Annotated in this window: 12 protein-coding genes and 1 pseudogene; 8 read left to right on the forward strand and 5 right to left on the reverse strand. The window is 63.1% G+C overall.

All coding sequences use genetic code 11. The annotated features are described in order from the left end of the window. A pseudogene (locus tag BZL41_RS28620) lies at positions 1 to 211 on the forward strand (Ig family protein); the annotation flags it as partial. 221 nt (positions 212 to 432) lie between these two features. Beyond that, a complete protein-coding gene (prpD, locus tag BZL41_RS18220; RefSeq protein ID WP_095600618.1) occupies positions 433 to 1,917 on the forward strand; it encodes a 2-methylcitrate dehydratase in 1,485 nt (494 codons plus the stop codon). A 3-nt stretch (positions 1,918 to 1,920) separates the two neighbouring features. On the opposite strand, the gene BZL41_RS18225 is transcribed toward prpD, so the two are convergent. Continuing rightward, positions 1,921 to 2,826, reverse strand: coding sequence for a LysR family transcriptional regulator (locus BZL41_RS18225; RefSeq protein WP_095600619.1), 906 nt, complete (start codon positions 2,824 to 2,826; stop codon positions 1,921 to 1,923). A 154-nt stretch (positions 2,827 to 2,980) separates the two neighbouring features. On the opposite strand from BZL41_RS18225, the gene BZL41_RS18230 reads away from it, so the two are divergent. Together BZL41_RS18230 and BZL41_RS18235 are read left to right on the forward strand one after the other, a co-directional pair. Continuing rightward, complete coding sequence (locus BZL41_RS18230) at positions 2,981 to 3,478, forward strand: N-acetyltransferase family protein (protein ID WP_371916551.1); 498 nt, start codon at positions 2,981 to 2,983, stop codon at positions 3,476 to 3,478. Further along, positions 3,475 to 4,698 carry an MFS transporter gene (locus BZL41_RS18235; protein WP_095600621.1) on the forward strand — a complete coding sequence of 408 codons (1,224 nt, stop codon included), beginning with the start codon at positions 3,475 to 3,477 and terminating at the stop codon, positions 4,696 to 4,698. The genes BZL41_RS18230 and BZL41_RS18235 overlap by 4 nt, the downstream gene beginning before the upstream one ends. Before the next feature lie 58 nt (positions 4,699 to 4,756). Here the strand turns inward: BZL41_RS18235 and BZL41_RS18240 are convergent, their stop codons facing one another. Then, positions 4,757 to 5,575, reverse strand: a complete 819-nt coding sequence (locus BZL41_RS18240) for a pyruvate, water dikinase regulatory protein (protein ID WP_095600622.1) — start codon at positions 5,573 to 5,575, stop codon at positions 4,757 to 4,759. A gap of 161 nt (positions 5,576 to 5,736) precedes the next feature. On the opposite strand from BZL41_RS18240, the gene ppsA reads away from it, so the two are divergent. Then, positions 5,737 to 8,106, forward strand: coding sequence for a phosphoenolpyruvate synthase (ppsA, locus tag BZL41_RS18245; protein ID WP_095600623.1), 2,370 nt, complete (start codon positions 5,737 to 5,739; stop codon positions 8,104 to 8,106). Positions 8,107 to 8,174: 68 nt separating this feature from the next. After that, positions 8,175 to 9,164, forward strand: coding sequence for an alpha/beta fold hydrolase (locus tag BZL41_RS18250; protein WP_095600624.1), 990 nt, complete (start codon positions 8,175 to 8,177; stop codon positions 9,162 to 9,164). A 35-nt stretch (positions 9,165 to 9,199) separates the two neighbouring features. Here BZL41_RS18250 and BZL41_RS18255 read toward each other — a convergent pair whose 3' ends face one another. Then, positions 9,200 to 9,994 carry an SDR family NAD(P)-dependent oxidoreductase gene (locus tag BZL41_RS18255; protein WP_095600625.1) on the reverse strand — a complete coding sequence of 265 codons (795 nt, stop codon included), beginning with the start codon at positions 9,992 to 9,994 and terminating at the stop codon, positions 9,200 to 9,202. Between the two features lie 333 nt (positions 9,995 to 10,327). On the opposite strand from BZL41_RS18255, the gene rraA reads away from it, so the two are divergent. Both rraA and BZL41_RS18265 read left to right on the forward strand, forming a co-directional pair. Beyond that, positions 10,328 to 10,816, forward strand: coding sequence for a ribonuclease E activity regulator RraA (gene rraA / locus BZL41_RS18260; protein WP_084333718.1), 489 nt, complete (start codon positions 10,328 to 10,330; stop codon positions 10,814 to 10,816). Positions 10,817 to 10,897: 81 nt separating this feature from the next. Continuing rightward, a complete protein-coding gene (locus BZL41_RS18265) occupies positions 10,898 to 11,893 on the forward strand; it encodes a zinc transporter ZntB (protein WP_095600626.1) in 996 nt (331 codons plus the stop codon). A gap of 7 nt (positions 11,894 to 11,900) precedes the next feature. Here BZL41_RS18265 and BZL41_RS18270 read toward each other — a convergent pair whose 3' ends face one another. Next, the gene (locus BZL41_RS18270) at positions 11,901 to 12,497 is read right to left on the reverse strand and encodes a class I SAM-dependent methyltransferase (RefSeq protein WP_095600627.1); all 597 of its coding nucleotides are present in this window, start codon (positions 12,495 to 12,497) and stop codon (positions 11,901 to 11,903) included. 88 nt (positions 12,498 to 12,585) lie between these two features. Then, complete coding sequence (locus tag BZL41_RS18275) at positions 12,586 to 13,542, reverse strand: C-terminal binding protein (protein WP_095600628.1); 957 nt, start codon at positions 13,540 to 13,542, stop codon at positions 12,586 to 12,588.

Genomic DNA, 13,542 nt, shown 5'->3' on the forward strand with positions numbered 1-13,542 from the left:
CAGCCGCGACCGGGTGATTGTCAGCAAGTGGTACACCGACGCCAATAACCAACTGGATCGCATCGAAGCCGGCTCATCGGCACTGCTGAACAACCAGGTAGACAACCTGGTCTCGGCGATGGCGGCATTCGCTGTGCCCGCAGCGGGCACGAGCATCCCGCAGGAAGTGAAGGAGCAACTGGCACCGGTGTTGGCGGCGAGTTGGCAGTAAGCGTTGTCGTAGAACAATCCCGTGCCTGTGTATGAAATCACAGGCGCGGGATTCCTATCCCACCTCTTCAATCTCCATACGGACTCAAGCCTGGCTGGCTCCAGGCACTTCCCGTCGGGTCCGGGTGGATTCGCTATTCTGGCAACAGAAAGAAAGCGCAGGGTGAGTGTTTCCGTAATAGGGTTTGCGTTATCCGTATCCTTGCTTGAAGAGGTACGACCATGTCAGCGAACTTTGATCTGAACGTCCGCCCCGACTACGACCAGGTCCTGCAGGCTATCGCCGATTACGTCCTGACCTACCGGGTCGAGTCCGCCGAAGCCCTGGTGACCGCCCGCTATTGCCTGATGGACACCCTCGGCTGCGGCTTGCTGGCCCTGCGTTTCCCCGAATGCACCAAGCTTCTCGGGCCGATCGTCGAGGACACGATCGTTCCCTTCGGAGCCCGCGTGCCGGGCACCCGGTTCCGCCTCGATCCGGTGAAAGCCGCTTGGGACATCGGCTGTCTCGTGCGCTGGCTGGACTACAACGACACCTGGCTGGCGGCGGAGTGGGGGCACCCGTCCGACAATCTCGGCGGCATCCTCGCCGTGGCGGACCATCTCTCGCAGAAGCGCGTCGCGCAAGGCGACCCGCCACTGACCCTGCGCAGCGTACTGGATGCGATGGTCACGGCGCATGAAGTCCAGGGCGTGCTGGCGCTGGAAAACGCTTTCAATCGCGTCGGGCTGGACCATGTGATCCTGGTCAAAGTGGCGTCCACCGTCGTCTGTGCCCGGCTCATGGGCGCCAATCGCGAACAGATGCTCTCCGCGCTGTCCCATGCCTTCGTCGATGGTCAGGCGTTGCGCACCTACCGTCACGCACCGAATGCCGGCTCGCGGAAGTCTTGGGCGGCGGGGGATGCCACGAGCCGTGGCGTGCGCCTGGCCGACATCGCCCTGCGCGGCGAGATGGGTATTCCTGGTGCGCTCACCGCGCCGCAGTGGGGCTTCTACGATGTGTCGTTCAGCCACACCAACAAGGATCTGGCGACCAAGCCGGCGGAGCAGCGCCGGTTCAGTCTTCCGCGGGCATTCGGCAGCTATGTGATGGAGCACGTGCTGTTCAAGATCAGCTTTCCGGCCGAATTCCATGCGCAGACGGCCTGCGAAGCCGCGCGGGCGCTGTACCCTTCGGTGAAGGACCGCCTGCACGAGATCGACCGGATCGTCATCACCACCCACGAATCGGCGATCCGCATCATTTCCAAGGTGGGCCCACTGGCCAACGCCGCGGACCGTGACCACTGCCTGCAATACATGACCGCCGTGCCGCTGATCTTCGGCGATCTGGTGGCCGAGCATTACGAGGATGACTTCCACGCTGCCCATCCGATTATCGATGCACTGCGCGCCAAGATGGTGATCGTCGAGGATGAGCGCTACAGCCGGGAATACCTGGAAGCCGACAAGCGCTCCATCGCCAATGCCGTTCAGGTGTTCTTCACGGACGGCAGCGCCACCGAGAAGGTGGAAGTGGAATACCCCATCGGCCATCGCCGCCGCCGCGCCGAAGGCATTCCCCTGCTGGAAGAGAAATTCAAGGCCAATCTGGCCAGCCGTTTCCCCAGTCAGCGCTGCATGCAGATTTTCTCGCTTTGCCAGGATCAGGCGAAGTTGGAGAGCACGCCGGTGGATCGTTTCATGGCACTTTTCGTGATCTGACGCTCAGGGAGCCTCTACCACGGGCGGAGTGAGCGAGCGCAGGGCCTGCACGACCTGCTGCAGGCCGCGGTTCAGCGGCTTGTCCTGACGCATGACGATGGCCAGGGTACGCGACAGCCCCGGTTTCAGCGGCAGGACGCGCAACCCGCGACGGTGCCGCCGAGCCGCGACGGCCATGGCCGGCACGATGCCGAAGCCGAGGCCGGCGGCGACCATTTCCTTGATGGCTTCGATGCTGCCTAACTCCATTGTCGGCTTCGGGCGCAGCCCCGCCTGGAGAAACCAGTCATCGATCAGTTGGCGCGTGTTGGTATGGGCCTCGAAGACCACCATCGGCCGTTCGGCCAGCGCTGCGGGTGTCGGCGCTGCGGTAACGGAGCTGGTATCGGTCTCGGCGAAAATGGCGACGAATTCGTCCTCCAGTACCGGCGTGATCTGCAGGCTGCGCGAGGAAACCGGGAGCGTGACCAGGGCTAGGTCGAGCCGGTTGTCTTCCACGGCCTTGACGAACTGGGCCGTGTTGCCGGTGCTGACCTGTACCTCCAGCGCCGGAAATGCCCGGTGCAGTTCGCTCAGCAGCGGCGGCAGCAGATGGATGCAGGCAGTGGCGCCGGTGCCCATACCGACGCTCCCGCTGATTCCCTGATGGTGTCCGGCCATGGCATGCATGGCGTCTTCGACGGCCGCTTCGATGCGCCGGGCATGCTCGAGTAGTTCTGTTCCCGCCGGTGTCGGTGTGGCCCGCCGGGCCACGCGCTCGATCAGGCGCACGCCGAGGCGGCGTTCCAGTTGGCGAATCTGCAGGCTTACGGCGGGTTGGGTCAGCCCCAGGCGTTCCGCGGCCGCGGAGAAACTACCGCTATCGATGACCTCGGCAAAGCTGCGTAGATGATCCAGGTTGAGTGCCATGGCAAAGAATTTCTTATCCGAAACATAAGGCGTCAAAGCTTCATTAATACTAGCCGGCTCCGCATCATCGTCTCCATCGATGCATGGGCATGACGAGGTGGCTGTGAGCGAGTTGGAGCACGAAATATGGGTTCGGGATGCCCAGGAAGACGATATGGCTGCGGTGGCGGCCATCTATGCGGAGCAGGTGCTGCATGGCATCGCCACCTTTGAGTTGGCCCCGCCCGATGTCCCGGAGATGCAGAAGCGCCGGGAGGCGGTACTGGGCAGCGGGCTGCCTTATCTGGTTGCCGAATATCGGGGAGCGATCATCGGCTACTGCTACGCCACGCCATACCGACCGCGTCCCGCCTACCGCTACTGTGTCGAGGATTCGGTCTATGTGGCCGAGGGGCAGCAGGGGCGGGGTGTTGGCCGGCGCTTGCTGGCCGAGCTGATCGAGCGCTGTGAGGCCGCGGGCTTCCGGCAGATGGTGGCGATCGTCGGCAACAGCGCTAATGCGGGGTCACTCGGGCTGCATGAGCGCTTGGGCTTCCGTCTGGTCGGGATTCTCGAGTCGGTCGGTTTCAAGCATGGCCGCTGGGTGGATACGGTGCTGATGCAGCGCGCCCTCGGTGATGGCGCGCGGACGCTGCCAGGCGGTGGGACATGACGGCGAGCCCGCCATTGCTCGGTCGAGGAGCTATTGCCCGGCTCGGCCTCGCCCAGTTGATCGGCTGGGGCATCAGCTTTTATTTGCCCGGCGCCTTGGGCGAGGCCATCGTTTCTGCCCAGGGCTGGAGCCGCTCGCAGGTCTACGGCGGGCTTTCCGCCGCCTTGTGCTGCATGGCGTTGCTCTCGCCGCTGCTCTCGCCGCTGGCCGGCGAATGGATCGACCGATACGGTGGGCGCCGGGTCATGAGTGCAGGTGCCTGCTGCAACGCACTGGGTTGCCTAGTCATCGCTGGTAGCACCCATATTCCGGTGTACTACCTAGGCTGGCTGGTGCTTGGTGTCGGCATGCGGCTGATGCTCTACGACGCGTTGTCCACCAGCTTGGCGCAGGGCGCCAGGGGGCAGGTTCTAGAGGTCATGGCGCGGGTGACGCTCTGGGGAGGGCTGGCCTCGACAGTGTTCTGGCCGTTGGGACAGGGGCTTTTGCAGGTGCTCGGCTGGCGCGGTGCCTTGTGTGTCTACGCGCTGTTCGCCCTGGCGTGCCTGCCCTTGCTCCGCAGCGTGCCGGGTGAGGGCGTGCCTCCCTCCCAGCGTGGGTCAATCGAGGGTCCTGAGCCTCGGAACCCTGTCTGGTTGGTGAGCCTCTTGTTCACCTCGATAACGATGCTCACCAGCTTCCTCTCGGCCGGCCTGTCGGCCCATCTGCCCGGGTTGCTGGATGAGCTTGGCGGCGCCGCTGGATGGTCGGTCGGGGTGGCGGCGCTCTGGGGCTTCGGCCAGCTCTGCGCCCGTTTCGTCGACATGCTCTACGGAGCACGCCTGCCTATCCTCCTGCACAGTCTGCTGGCCGCCGCCTGCTTGCCCGTCAGCCTGGCGATCGGCTGGCTGGGCGGCGCGCAGGCCTGGCTTGCGGCACTCTTCGTGTTCGGCTACGGGGCGGCCAACGGCCTGGCCGCCATCGTCCGGGCGGGGCTGCCATTGGTGTTGTTCGGTGCGCAGGGTTATGGCGCGCGGGTCGGGCGCCTGTTGCTGCCGAGCTATGTTCTTTCGGCTATCGCACCGCTGGCCTGTGCCGAAGCGCGCGAGCGACTCGGTGCGCGCCCGACGCTGGGGATATCGGTCGGTATCGGCGTGGCGATCGTCGCGGCCGCCCTGATCCTGTTTCTTGTTGCCCGCTCTGGGGTGCGGCATAGCGCCGATCGCTCGCTCGAAACATGACCGGGTTCAATAAAAAAACCCGCACTAAGCGGGTTTTTCCTTGTCTCAACCGAAGCGGTTACTTGAGGCGTCGTTCGACACCCTTTTCCACGAGGATCTTGGCGGAGATTTCCTCCACCGAGAAGTGCGTGGAATTGATGTAGGCGATATTTTCGCGGCGGAACAGGTTCTCCACCTCGCGAACCTCGAATTCGCACTGGGCATAGCTGGCGTAGCGGCTGTTCGGCTTGCGTTCGTGGCGGATGGCGGCGAGCCGGTCGGGGTCGATGGTGAGGCCGAACAGCTTGTTCTTGTAAGCCTTGAGCGCCGTCGGCAGTTGCAGGCGCTCCATGTCCTCTTCGGTCAGCGGGTAGTTCGCGGCGCGGATGCCGTACTGCATGGCCATGTAGAGGCAGGTGGGTGTCTTGCCGCAGCGGGACACGCCGACGAGGATCAGGTCGGCCTTGTCGTAGTAGTGAGTGCGGGCGCCGTCGTCGTTGTCGAGGGCGAAGTTGACCGCCTCGATGCGCTCCATGTAGTTGGAGTTGTGGCCGATGGAGTGGGATTTACCCACGGAATACGAGGAATGCGAGGTGAGCTCGTGTTCCAGCGGTGCGAGAAAGGTGGAGAAGATGTCGATCATGAACCCATTGGATTCGGCCAGGGTGTCGCGGATTTCCTGGTTCACGATAGTGTCGAAGATGATCGGCCGGGCGCCGTCTTTCTCGGCAGCGCTATTGATTTGCTGTACGATGGCGCGCGCTTTTTCGACGCTGTCGACGTATGGGCGCGTCAACTTCGTGAAGTTGATCGTTTCGAATTGCGCCAACAGGCTCTGGCCCAGGGTTTCGGCAGTGATACCGGTCCCGTCGGAGATGAAGAAAGCGGTTCGTTTCATTTGCGCCGAAAGCCTTAAGGTAGGAACGATTCTTGGCTATCATAGGCCCGCTTTTTGCGAGGGGCTGTGCCGATCGGCATTGTTACCCATTCGCGGTGCGGGCCACAATCACGCGGAGCTTTTCCGCATGAGCTTTTCCAACACATAGTGGAGAGATCACCTTGGTTGAGTACGTAGTTTCCCTCGATAAGCTCGGCAATCACGACGTTGAGCGAGTAGGGGGCAAGAACGCCTCCCTGGGCGAGATGATCAGCAACCTCGCCGGTGCCGGTGTTTCCGTACCCGGTGGTTTCGCCACCACGGCCCAGGCCTTCCGGGACTTCCTGGAGCAGAGCGGTCTGAACGACCGCATCCATGCCGCCCTCGATGCGCTGGACGTGGATGACGTCAATGCCCTGGCCAAGACCGGTGCACAGATTCGCCAGTGGGTCATGGAAGCCGAGTTCCCGGCCCAGCTCGATGCCGATATCCGCAAGGCCTTCGCCGAACTGTCCGCCGGTAACGACAACCTGGCTGTCGCCGTTCGCTCTTCCGCCACCGCTGAAGACCTGCCGGACGCCTCCTTTGCCGGCCAGCAGGAAACCTTCCTGAACATCCGCGGCGTCGATAACGTCATCCGTGCCGCCAAGGAAGTCTTCGCCTCTCTCTTCAACGACCGCGCCATTGCCTATCGCGTTCACCAGGGTTTCGACCACAAGCTGGTCGCCCTGTCCGCCGGCGTGCAGCGCATGGTGCGTTCGGAAACCGGCACCGCCGGCGTGATGTTCACCCTCGACACCGAGTCCGGTTTCCGCGACGTGGTGTTCATCACCGGCGCCTACGGCCTCGGTGAGACCGTGGTACAAGGCGCGGTGAACCCCGATGAATTCTACGTGCACAAGCCGACCCTCCAGGCCGGCCGCCCGGCGATTCTGCGCCGCAACCTCGGCAGCAAGGCGATCAAGATGGTCTATGGCGAAGAAGCCAAGGCCGGCAAGTCGGTCAAGACCGTCGAAGTGGATCGCGCCGACCGTGCGCGTTTCTGCATCACCGACGAGGAAGTCACCGAGCTGGCCAAGCAGGCATTGATCATCGAGAAACACTATGGCCGCCCGATGGACATCGAGTGGGCCAAGGACGGCGACGACGGCAAGCTGTATGTCGTCCAGGCCCGCCCGGAAACCGTGAAGAGCCGTGCCAGCGCTACCGTCATGGAGCGCTATCTGTTGAAGGAAAAGGGCAAGGTCCTGGTGGAAGGCCGTGCGATCGGCCAGCGCATCGGCGCCGGCCCGGTGAAGGTGATCCACGACATCGCCGAGATGGACAAGGTCCAGCCGGGCGACGTACTGGTTTCCGACATGACCGACCCGGATTGGGAACCGATCATGAAGCGCGCCAGCGCCATCGTCACCAACCGTGGCGGGCGTACCTGCCACGCGGCGATCATCGCCCGCGAACTGGGCATCCCGGCTGTGGTCGGTTGCGGTAACGCCACCCAGGTGCTGCAGGATGGCCAGCGCGTCACCGTGTCCTGCGCGGAAGGCGATACCGGTTTCATCTTCGAAGGCCAGCTAGGCTTCGATATCCGCAAGAACTCCGTCGATGCCATGCCCGAACTGCCGTTCAAGATCATGATGAACGTCGGCAATCCGGACCGTGCGTTCGACTTCGCCCAACTGCCCAACGAGGGCGTGGGCCTGGCCCGCCTCGAGTTCATCATCAACCGCATGATCGGCGTGCACCCGAAGGCGCTGCTGAATTTTGCCAGCCTGCCGGCCGAGATCAAGGACAGCGTGGAAAAGCGCATCGCCGGTTACGACGATCCGGTGGGCTTCTACGTCGAGAAGCTGGTCGAAGGCATCAGCACCCTGGCCGCGGCGTTCTGGCCGAAGAAAGTCATCGTTCGCCTGTCCGACTTCAAGTCCAACGAATACGCCAACCTGATCGGCGGCAAGCTCTACGAGCCGGAAGAAGAGAACCCGATGCTCGGCTTCCGCGGCGCTTCCCGTTACATCAGCGAATCGTTCCGCGATTGCTTCGAGCTGGAATGCCGTGCGCTGAAGAAGGTGCGCAACGAGATGGGGCTGACCAACGTCGAAATCATGGTGCCCTTCGTGCGCACCCTCGGCGAGGCCAGCCAGGTGGTCGAGCTGCTGGCGAGCAACGGTCTCAAGCGTGGCGAGAATGGCCTGCGCGTCATCATGATGTGCGAGCTGCCGTCCAACGCGCTGCTGGCTGAAGAATTCCTCGAGTTCTTCGATGGATTCTCCATCGGCTCCAACGACCTGACCCAGTTGACCCTGGGCCTGGACCGTGACTCCGGCATCATTGCCCACCTGTTCGACGAGCGTAACCCGGCGGTGAAGAAGCTGCTGGCCAATGCCATCCAGGCGTGCAACAAGGCCGGTAAGTACATCGGCATCTGCGGCCAGGGCCCGTCGGACCATCCGGATCTGGCCAAGTGGCTGATGGAGCAGGGCATCGAGAGCGTGTCGCTGAACCCCGACTCGGTACTCGACACCTGGTTCTTCCTGGCCGAAGGCCAGGCTTGATCCCACGATAGCCACCATTGAAAAAGGGCGGGGATCGATCCCGCCCTTTTTTGTGCAAGAAGCAAAAGATGCAAAGCAGCAGTGATCTGTTTCCCGTCGCCTTGATGAGCGCCGAAATCCGTGGCGACCTCACCGAGGATGTCTACCTCCTGAAGCCCAACAACAGCCCCGATTCCAGTGTCGAGCTGGCGGTGACGCGCTTGGGCCTGAGCGGCCAGGAGACCCATCGCGGCGTTCCCGTGGTGCTGCTCCATGGCAGCTTCTCCAACCGGCGCTTCTGGTTTTCCCCCAAGGGGGTCGGGCTGGGGGCATATCTGGCGCGTGCCGGCTTCGATGTCTGGATTCCGGAAATGCGCGGGCACGGTCTGTCGCCGCGTAACCAGCGCTACCGGTACAATCGGGTCGCCGATTACGCACGCTACGACCTGCCGGCCATTGCTGCTTTCGTCCATGAGCAGACGGGGCAGGGCGCCCACTGGCTCGGTCATTCCCTGGGAGGCATTACGCTTGCCGCGACGCTTGGCGGTCACTACCTGGGCGACGACGAGGTTGTCTCGGTAGCCCTGTTCGGCAGCCAGATCAGCCGGATCTATTGGCCGCTCAAGGTGCCTCCCGTGGAATGGAGTGGCCGCCTCCTGCTCAAGCGCTTCCACCATCTCTCCGGTCGACGACTGAAGCGCGGGCCCGAAGACGAGCCGATCGGCCTGGCCCTGGAAAGCATGCGCTGGCATGGCCTGTTCGGGCGTTTCGGTGACAAGGAGCGCGATTGGTGGGCAGGCCTGGCGGAGGTGCAAATGCCAGTGTTGGCGGTATCCGCCGAGGGGGATATGCAGGACCCGGCCTGGGCCTGCCGCAAGCTGCTGGATCAGTTCGCCTCGTCGACCCGTGAGTTTCTCTGCCTGGGGCCGAAAGCCGGTTTCGCCGAGGCCTACGGACACGTGGAAATGTTGATCAGCCGCAACGCCCAGTGCGAGGTCTGGCCATTGGTCGAGCACTGGTTGCGCGAATTACGGTTGCCGGTCGGTGTGGCCAATGCCAGTCAACCGGCCCGGGCCTGACGAGCCCGAACCGCGCCGGACTCGTCAGGAACGTTTCAAGCGATGGATCGGGTGACACCGCCGTCCACGCGCAGCGACGCACCCGTGGTGGCCGAGGCTTGTTCCGAGGCCAGGTAGACCACCAGATTGGCCACTTCGTCGACGGTCGCCAGGCGTTTGATCAGCGAGGTGGGGCGGTGTTCGGCGATAAAGTTACGCTCCATCTCGTCCAGGGAAACGCGCTGTTCGGCAGCCATCTTGGCGAAGAACTCACCGACGCCTTCCGAGCGGGTCGGCCCCGGCAATACGGCGTTCACCGTCACGCCGGTGCCCGCCAGGGTTTCCGCCAGGCCGCGGGAAACCGCGAGTTGGGCGGTCTTGGTCACGCCGTAGTGGACCATTTCCGGCGGAATCTGCAGCCCCGATTCGCTGGACAGGAACAGTACCCGGCCCCAGCCCCGGTCACGCATGCCTTGCGCATAGTGACGCGACAGGCGAACGCCGCTCATCACGTTGATATCGAAGAAGCGCAACCAGTCAGCGTCCGGAATATCGAAGAAAGGCTTGGGCTCGAAGATGCCCAGGTTGTTGACCAGGATATCCGTTTCGGGAACTTGGGCAACGAAGGCCTCGATACCCTCTGCGCTGCCCAGGTCGGCGGCGACACCGCTGAGTCGGGCCTGCGGAATGGCCTCGCGCAGGCTGGCCAGGGCTTCGTCCACCCGGGCCTGGGTACGGCCATTGATGACGGCCTCCGCACCGGCGCGGGCCAGGCCCTTGGCGATTGCCAGGCCAATGCCGGCCGTCGATCCGCTGATCACGGCGCGTCTGTTGGAAAGATCGATGTTCATGAGAGGGCTCCTGTTCGGATGGAAACGTCGTGTCGATTGACTGCGCAGGATGTGCCGCGTTCGACGCATCCGGTTCAGGCCCATCTTGCAGTTTTCTGACGGCGGAATAACGCCCCAGGCCGGACAAGCTGTTTTTCCGGGAAATCAAGAATGCGCGGCCGCAGTGAGGCGGACTGGGCGTTCCTCTGCCCGAGGCTTGGGGCTAAGATGTGACGCCCTGAAACATTCCGGTCACGCGGTGCCACGGTGGTGCCCCGACCCAACTGACATCGGTGCACGGTCGTGATCGTGCCGATGCCGATCCCCTGATTTTTCCTCAACAGGAGCTTTGCCATGCACTACATCACTCCCGACCTGTGCGACGCCTACCCGGAGCTTGTCCAGGTGGTCGAGCCGATGTTCAGCAATTTCGGCGGTCGCGATTCCTTCGGTGGCGAAATCGTCACCATCAAGTGCTTCGAGGACAATTCCCTGGTCAAGGATCAGGTCGAGCTGGACGGCAAGGGTAAGGTGCTGGTCGTCGATGGCGGCGGTTCGCTGCGCCGTGCACTGCTCGGCGACATGCTGGCGGAAAAGGCGGCGCGCAACGGCTGGGAAGGCATCGTGGTCTATGGCTGCATCCGTGATGTCGATGTGATCGCCCAGACCGATCTCGGTGTACAGGCCCTGGCCAGCCACCCGATGAAAACCGACAAGCGTGGGATCGGCGACCTCAATGTGCCGGTGACCTTTGGCGGCGTGACATTCCGTCCGGGCGAATATGTGTATGCCGACAACAACGGCGTCATCGTGTCGCCGAAGGCATTGCAGATGCCCGAGTGATGGGGCCCGCTCTCGCGAAGAGGGCGGTCGATCTCCAGGCAGCCGGCCGCTCCGGCCGGCTGTCCAGCACAAGGAAGCCGCATGACTGACAACGATGCCGACGAGCGCGGCCTGGTCTTTGGTTTTGTATTGAACGGTCGTGGTGGCGGGCGACAGGTATCGCGCAACGAGCTGGCGATTCTCGATCTGGCTCCGGACGAGTCGCTTTGGCTGCATTGGGATCGCGGTCATCCGGAGGCTCAGGCATGGTTGCGCGAATCGGCTGCCCTGAATCCGTTCGACTGCGATCTGTTGCTGGCCGAAGCGACCCGGCCACGCATGCTTCCCTCTTCAGGAGATGGGCTCCTGCTGTTCTTGCGTGGGGTGAACCTGAACCCCGGTGCCGAGCCGGAGGATATGGTCTCGCTGCGCGTCTACAGCGACGCTCGGCGAGTCATCAGCCTGCGTTTGCGCCCGACCAAGGCTGTCAGCCAGGTACGCGAGGAGTTGGAGCGCGGGCAGGGGCCGAAGACTTCCTCCGAGATCGTCCTGAGCTTGGCAGACTACCTGACCGACAAGGTCGACGATCTGAGTGTGTTTCTGTCCGAACAACTCGACGAGCTGGAAGAGGCGGTGGAGCAAGATGAACGGGCCTTGCCGGATCGCTATCTATTGCAAACCCTGCGTCGTCGCGCGGCGGGACTGAAGCGCTATTTGGCGCCGCAGCGGGAAATCTTCGCGCAGATGGCGCGGTATAAGTTGAGCTGGTTTGTCGACGACGACACCGTGTACTGGAACGAGCTGCACAACAGCCTGACCCGCAACCTGGAAGAGCTGGAGATGATCCGCGAGCGAATCTCGTTGCTGGAGTCGCTGGAGCAGCGGCGCCTGAGCGAGCGCACCAATCGGATCATGTACATGCTTACCATCATCACCGGATTCTTCTTGCCGCTGAGCTTCTTCACCGGCCTGATGGGGATGAACGTCGGCGGTATGCCGGGTGCTGAAAACACTTTCGGATTCGTCTGGGCCTGCCTGTTCTCGGCTGCCATTGCGGTTAGTCAGTGGTTGGTATTTCGCTGGTTGCGCTGGCTCTGAGTCCGCGTCAGGTGGGGGCGAAGGTCAGGTAGAAGCGCCCGTGGGTGCTGTCCCGGACCTGGTGCAACAGCTCCAGGCCCTTGTTCAGGAAAGGAGCGGCGAGTTCTTCGGGACGAAACGCACGTTGGCGAAAGTGAACGGGCCCGTGTCGCTCGATATTGCCCGGCGCGATGAAGTCGAGGGTCACATCGAAAACGCCAGGTTGTCCTGGGTCTCTTTCCAGGCTGGCTCGTCGTAACCAGTCCCTGCCGTCGAGACGTAGCCAGCGATCTCCCTGGAAATAGTCCTTGAGAAAGATATTGTCGCAGTCATAGGCATCCAGCATCAGGCGCGCACGGGGATGCCGGCGCAAGGCGTCGGCGAGGCTTGTCGCTGCCGCCTCGATGTCGTGTTCGGTCAGCAGGTAGGCGGTGACGCAACCGGGTGCGACGATGCTGTCGAAGCACTGGCTGAAAGGTAGCCGGCGGATATCCGCTTCGACAGCCAAGCAGAGGTCCAGTCGATCGAGGCCGATTCGCAGCATGGTCGGGCTGAGGTCGGCAATCACCCATGCGGCGTGCGCGGCCGGCTTCGCCAGGCCGTAGTAGCTGCCCAGCCAAAGCACCTGCCGGGCCTCCGCCAGGGCTTCCTCCAGCGGCTGTGGGTCGATCCAGCGCTGGGAGAAGGCGTCGTAATACTCGGCCAGCAGGCGGTCAGCGCAGGATATTTCGATGGTGGCCTTCCTCGAGGATGCTTTTCAGCACGCTGGCGGCCTTGTGACGCAACTCCGGCAGGGCAGCCTGCGAATAGAAGGCGACATGGGGGGAAAGGATCACGTTGTCGGCTTCATCGAACAGAGCGGGAGTCGGTTGCCGTTCGTCCTCGTAGACATCCAGCGCCAATCCGCGCAGCCGACGGTGCGCCAAGGCCTGGAGCAAGGCGGAGCTGTCAATGATGGGGCCGCGCGCGGTGTTGATCAGGTACTTGCCCTCCAGCAACTGCAGCTCGCGATGGCTGATCAGGTGGTGCGTCCGTTCGGTCAGCGGCGCATGGATGCTGATCAGGTCTGAGGTTGCCAGCAGTTCTTGCAAGGACTCGCAACGGCGTACGCCGAGGGATTTCTCGGCGCCGCTGTCCCGTTCCGGGTCGTAGAAGGCGACATCGCAGCCGAACGCCTTGAAGCGGAGGGCTGCGGCCATGCCGATCCGGCCAAAACCGATCAGCCCAACGCGCAGCATGCTTAGTCGCGGCAGTTCGCCCACTTCACGCCAGTCCCAGCTGCCATTGCTGACCACGCGATGCCCTTGGCGCAAGTGGCGGAGCAGGCCAAGCGCCATGGCCAGGGTATGGTCGGCGACTTCTTCGGTGCCGTAATCCGGCACGTTGGCCACTGCGATACCGCGCCGGCGGGCGGCGGCGAGATCGATGTTGTCGTAGCCCACCGCCGCCCGGACGATGGCCCTGCAGTTGTCCAAGCGATCGATCAGCGCGGCATCGACGGGAACCAGGTGCCAACTGATCAAGCCGTCGCACTCTGCGATTTCGTCGGGCAGTTGGTCGGAGCCGGATACCTGGAACAACCGGACCGGCGTATCGCCGAAGCAGGCCTGTTCGATATCCGGTTGGCTGACGTAGCAGTTGCGGGTGGAGTCTATGATGCCGATTTTCAT

Source organism: Pseudomonas sp. PIC25 (genome assembly GCF_002286785.1).
Classification (GTDB): Bacteria; Pseudomonadota; Gammaproteobacteria; order Pseudomonadales; family Pseudomonadaceae; genus Pseudomonas_M.

What these genes read in the sequence shown, in the direction of transcription:
- prpD (WP_095600618.1), top strand. Translation starts at nt 433, where the DNA reads ATGTCAGCGAACTTTGATCTGAACGTCCGCCCCGACTACGACCAGGTC.
- BZL41_RS18225 (WP_095600619.1), bottom strand. Translation starts at nt 2,826, where the DNA reads ATGGCACTCAACCTGGATCATCTACGCAGCTTTGCCGAGGTCATCGAT.
- BZL41_RS18230 (WP_371916551.1), top strand. Translation starts at nt 2,981, where the DNA reads ATGGCTGCGGTGGCGGCCATCTATGCGGAGCAGGTGCTGCATGGCATC.
- BZL41_RS18235 (WP_095600621.1), top strand. Translation starts at nt 3,475, where the DNA reads ATGACGGCGAGCCCGCCATTGCTCGGTCGAGGAGCTATTGCCCGGCTC.
- BZL41_RS18240 (WP_095600622.1), bottom strand. Translation starts at nt 5,575, where the DNA reads ATGAAACGAACCGCTTTCTTCATCTCCGACGGGACCGGTATCACTGCC.
- BZL41_RS18250 (WP_095600624.1), top strand. Translation starts at nt 8,175, where the DNA reads ATGCAAAGCAGCAGTGATCTGTTTCCCGTCGCCTTGATGAGCGCCGAA.
- BZL41_RS18255 (WP_095600625.1), bottom strand. Translation starts at nt 9,994, where the DNA reads ATGAACATCGATCTTTCCAACAGACGCGCCGTGATCAGCGGATCGACG.
- rraA (WP_084333718.1), top strand. Translation starts at nt 10,328, where the DNA reads ATGCACTACATCACTCCCGACCTGTGCGACGCCTACCCGGAGCTTGTC.
- BZL41_RS18265 (WP_095600626.1), top strand. Translation starts at nt 10,898, where the DNA reads ATGACTGACAACGATGCCGACGAGCGCGGCCTGGTCTTTGGTTTTGTA.
- BZL41_RS18275 (WP_095600628.1), bottom strand. Translation starts at nt 13,542, where the DNA reads ATGAAAATCGGCATCATAGACTCCACCCGCAACTGCTACGTCAGCCAA.